This is a genomic window from Daejeonella sp. (genome assembly GCF_044232565.1).
Classification (GTDB): Bacteria; Bacteroidota; Bacteroidia; order Sphingobacteriales; family Sphingobacteriaceae; genus Daejeonella.
The window spans coordinates 1-4,045 of the sequence record NZ_JBIILQ010000249.1 but is presented as its reverse complement, the minus strand read 5'-3'; the positions used below and the strand labels follow the sequence as shown (position 1 = coordinate 4,045).

Below are 4,045 nucleotides of genomic sequence, written 5' to 3'. Positions count from 1 at the left end.
TATCGCCAGCATGTGGATTTAATCCCAAAACTGCAATTTTTGGTTTTTGAATCCAGAAATCTTTTTTAAGACTCTGATTCATAAGGTTTAATTTAGAAAGAATTTTTTCTATTGTAATTTTCTCTGGAACCTCACTTACAGGAATATGCCCTGTTACTACTCCGACACGTATATCTTCACTCACCAAAAACATAAGAGAGTCGTCTGCATTTACCTTTGACTGAATATATTCGGTGTGGCCTGCAAATTGAAAACTTTCACTCTGAATAGTATGTTTATTAATTGGAGCAGTAATTAAGGCTTCAGTTTTGCCTGCAATTAAATCATCTAGAGCTCTTTCTAATGAAAGGAAGGCGTATTTCCCGCCTGTTTCTGTTGCCAGACCTAGTTCAATTTTAACATCTTCCTCCCAGCAGTTAATCATATTGGGGCGGTTTTCATGTGCCTGATTGGCGTCATTGATTACATGGAATTGAAACTCGTTAATATCCATCGTCTTGCGATGGAAGGATGCAACTTTTGTATGCCCATATACTATGGGAGTACAATAATCCATAATTCGGGTATCTAATAAAGTTTTGATAATTACCTCTAAACCGATGCCATTTACATCACCAATTGATATTCCAATTTTAATTTTATCGCTCATTCCTGCTGAAAGCTTTCATTGATTTAGCCTTTTTATTAAGGTAAACAATAATTAGTGCAAAATAAAGACTTTAATCTCATAATACAATTATTTGTGTGTTTGAGCTTCATTTTAGTCTTGCTCAATGAGCTCGTGGAATAACAGATGAGTATTTTTCTGTAAATTGCGCCAAATAAGCCAATAATGAGTTTAGTTAAAGCAAAGAAGCATCTCGGACAACACTTTTTGACTGATAAAAATATCGCTGAAAAGATTGTTAATAGTCTCCAGTCTGGCGAAAAATACCATCAAGTACTTGAGGTTGGTCCAGGAATGGGCATACTTTCCGATTTTCTTTTGAGCAATAAAAATCTCGAAACTTTTTTAGTTGATATTGATACTGAATCTTTCGACTATCTTAAAAAAAGATATCCAGATTTAGGTAGTAGGCTCATTAATGCAGATTTTCTGCAAATGGACTTTAAAGAGATTTTTTCTAGCAAAATGGCTGTTATTGGTAATTTCCCGTACAACATTTCTTCTCAAATTTTGTTTAAAATATTAGAAAACCGCGATCAGGTAGTTGAGGTGGTAGGAATGTTTCAGAAGGAGGTGGCACAGCGATGTGCCGAAAAACCGGGAACAAAAGAATATGGTATTTTGAGCGTTTTTCTTCAAGCTTTTTATAAGGTTGAATATCTTTTTATGGTGAAGCCAGGGGTGTTTAATCCACCGCCAAAGGTGAACTCTGCGGTTATCCGTTTGACGCGAAATGAGGTTGAAAAGCTTGATTGCGATGAAAAATTGTTCTGGCAAGTAGTAAAAGCCGGCTTTAATCAGCGTAGAAAAACACTTAGAAATGCACTTTCATCTATCATAAATAAAGATAATATGGGTGATGATCCTTTATTTGATTTAAGAGCGGAGCGGCTTGCTGTAACCGATTTTGTAAAATTGACAAATTTAATCAGTTTTAAGAGGTAAATCTAATGAACAAGAAGATACTCATAGCTGATCATTTACATCCTATTTTTAAGGAGGAGGCCGAGAAAATGGGCTTTGAATGCCATGATAAGCCTCTGATTAGTCGTGAGGAAACCCTTGCCACAATTCATGAGTACTCCGTTATCGCCATTCGAACAAAATTTCAAATTGATTCGGATTTAATTGATGCTGGAATTAATTTGAAGCTTATTGCTCGTGCAGGTGCTGGAATGGATAATGTGGATGAAGAATATGCACGTTTTAAGGGAGTTAAATGTATCAATGCACCTGAAGGTAATCGTGACGCAGTGGCAGAGCATGTTATTGGCATGCTACTTTCGCTTTCAAATAATCTCAGCATAGCAGATGCGCAAGTTCGTCAAGGTATTTGGGATAGAGAGGGAAACCGTGGTTGGGAGCTTAAGGGCAAGACTGTGGCCATTATAGGTTATGGAAATAATGGCATGATGCTGGCCCGTAAATTATGTGGGTTTGAGCTGAAAGTTATTGCCTATGATAAATATAAAACTGGATTTTCGGACGCATTTGCGCAGGAAGTAAGCATGGAGCAGGTGGTTAAAGAAGCCGATATTTTGAGTTTACACATTCCACTTAGTCGTGAAACACGTCAATTATTTAATGATGAATACTTGTTTCATTTTAAAAAACCTATTGTTCTTCTCAATGCTTCGAGGGGTGAGGTAGTGAGCACTAAAACTGTTTTAAAAGGCATCCGAAATGGGAAAATAGCTGCTGCAGGATTGGATGTATTAGAGATAGAAAAATTCCCTGCTTTAGCAGATCAAGAATGGTTTAAAGAGCTTTCAGAGAGTAAAAAAGTGATAATGAGTCCGCATATTGCGGGCTGGACTCATGAGTCTTATTTTAAAATTTCGGAGGTTCTGGCACAAAAGCTTCAGGCGCTAATTTCTGAATTTTAAAACCTTCCTTTTTTTGTAATTTCCCAGATGTTGGGAGTTTTTCAATCGGGAAATTTGGAAATCTTAAGTCTAAAATATTATCTTCGTGTTAATACGAGCAAGACTATTTTGGCTTAAGCCGACATAGTCTTGTTTGTTTTTAAGTATAATCATAAATTGTTAGATATGTCAGACGTAACTTATTATACCCGTGAGGGACTAGAAAAGCTGAAAGCGGAACTCCATTTATTGAAAACTGAGGGGCGTTCGCAAATATCAAAGGCTATTGCCGAGGCTAGGGATAAGGGTGATTTATCTGAAAATGCAGAATATGATGCAGCAAAAGAAGCTCAGGGTCATCATGAGTCGAAAATATCGAAACTTACCAATGTTTTAGCCAATGCTCGCCTAATTGATGAGTCTAAGTTAGATTCATCAAAGGTTCTTGCTTTGTCGATTGTGAAGATAAAAAATGTTAACAATGGTGCTACCATGACTTACCAGCTCGTTTCTGAGTCGGAAGCCGATTTAAAGTCAGGTAAAATATCTGTTAAATCGCCAATTTCTCAGGGACTTCTAGGCAAGAGTGTAGGCGATAAGGTCGAAATTGTTGTGCCTGCAGGTAAAATTGAATTTGAGATTATTGAAATTACTCGTTAGTCGCTTTTTTTCATCCATTGACCAAGAAATTCATTATGGAATCTATTTTTTCAAAAATTATCGCTGGAGATATACCTGCACATAAAGTTGCTGAAACTATCGATTATTTAGCCTTTTTAGATATCAATCCACTAACAGAAGGACATCTTTTGGTGATACCTAAAAAGGAGGTTGATTATATTTTTGATTTGGATAGTGAAACCTATGTTGGTTTGATGATGTTTGCTCAGATTGTAGCTGAAGGATTGAAAAAAGCGGTTCCCTGTGAGCGAATTGGCATGACGGTGATTGGATTAGAGGTTCCTCATGCTCATATCCATCTTATCCCAATTAAAACCATGGACGACATGAATTTTAGTCGCCCGAAACTAAAACTAAGTGAAGAAAGGCTAACCGAAATTGCAAATGCTATTCGCGTGCATCTCTAAGTTTATTTTTTAATCCTTTTCACATTATCTTTAGCAAAAGCATCCCAGCCCGAATAGCTTTTATTATTTCCAGCACTTGTAATTTTTTGGAATGAATGACAAACTGCTACCGCTAAACCATCGGTTGCATCTAAAAATTCAGGTGTTTCTGAAAATTTCAATAAGGTTTTGAGCATTGCAGCAACTTGTTCTTTTGATGAATTACCATTACCAGTAATTGATTGTTTGATTTTTCGTGGTGAATATTCAAAAATAGGGAGGTTTCTTGATAATGCTGCGGCCATTGCAACGCCTTGTGCTCGCCCCAGCTTGAGCATTACCTGAATATTTTTACCGTAAAATGGAGCTTCAATGGATAGGCAATCTGGTTTATATTGGTCGATCAATAGAACTGTTTTCTCAAAAATCTGCTTTAGTTTTAGAGG

General features: G+C 36.7%; 6 protein-coding genes. 4 read left to right on the top strand and 2 right to left on the bottom strand.

Going from position 1 to position 4,045, the window contains the following annotated elements; all coding sequences use genetic code 11:
- A partial coding sequence (locus ACILQF_RS11400) for a PdxA family protein (RefSeq protein WP_395627532.1) occupies positions 1 to 649 on the bottom strand: 649 nt, incomplete at its 3' end.
- A 183-nt stretch (positions 650 to 832) separates the two neighbouring features.
- Here ACILQF_RS11400 and rsmA point away from each other — a divergent pair.
- From rsmA to ACILQF_RS11380, 4 genes are all read left to right on the top strand, one after another.
- Entirely contained in the window at positions 833 to 1,612 is a 780-nt protein-coding gene (rsmA, locus tag ACILQF_RS11395; protein WP_395627531.1) for a 16S rRNA (adenine(1518)-N(6)/adenine(1519)-N(6))-dimethyltransferase RsmA, read from the top strand.
- A gap of 5 nt (positions 1,613 to 1,617) precedes the next feature.
- Positions 1,618 to 2,553, top strand: a complete 936-nt coding sequence (locus tag ACILQF_RS11390; RefSeq protein WP_395627530.1) for an NAD(P)-dependent oxidoreductase — start codon at positions 1,618 to 1,620, stop codon at positions 2,551 to 2,553.
- A 165-nt stretch (positions 2,554 to 2,718) separates the two neighbouring features.
- Positions 2,719 to 3,192 (top strand): transcription elongation factor GreA, encoded by a 474-nt coding sequence (greA, locus tag ACILQF_RS11385; protein ID WP_395627529.1) that lies wholly within the window; start codon positions 2,719 to 2,721, stop codon positions 3,190 to 3,192.
- 35 nt (positions 3,193 to 3,227) lie between these two features.
- Positions 3,228 to 3,620 carry an HIT family protein gene (locus ACILQF_RS11380; protein WP_395627528.1) on the top strand — a complete coding sequence of 131 codons (393 nt, stop codon included), beginning with the start codon at positions 3,228 to 3,230 and terminating at the stop codon, positions 3,618 to 3,620.
- Between the two features lie 2 nt (positions 3,621 to 3,622).
- Here the strand turns inward: ACILQF_RS11380 and ruvC are convergent.
- The coding region (gene ruvC, locus ACILQF_RS11375; RefSeq protein ID WP_395627527.1) for a crossover junction endodeoxyribonuclease RuvC at positions 3,623 to 4,045 on the bottom strand (423 nt) is incomplete at its 5' end.

Excerpts from the sequence above, each read along its gene's own strand:
- rsmA (WP_395627531.1), top strand. The coding sequence starts at position 833 with ATGAGTTTAGTTAAAGCAAAGAAGCATCTCGGACAACACTTTTTGACT.
- ACILQF_RS11380 (WP_395627528.1), top strand. The coding sequence starts at position 3,228 with ATGGAATCTATTTTTTCAAAAATTATCGCTGGAGATATACCTGCACAT.
- greA (WP_395627529.1), top strand. The coding sequence starts at position 2,719 with ATGTCAGACGTAACTTATTATACCCGTGAGGGACTAGAAAAGCTGAAA.
- ACILQF_RS11390 (WP_395627530.1), top strand. The coding sequence starts at position 1,618 with ATGAACAAGAAGATACTCATAGCTGATCATTTACATCCTATTTTTAAG.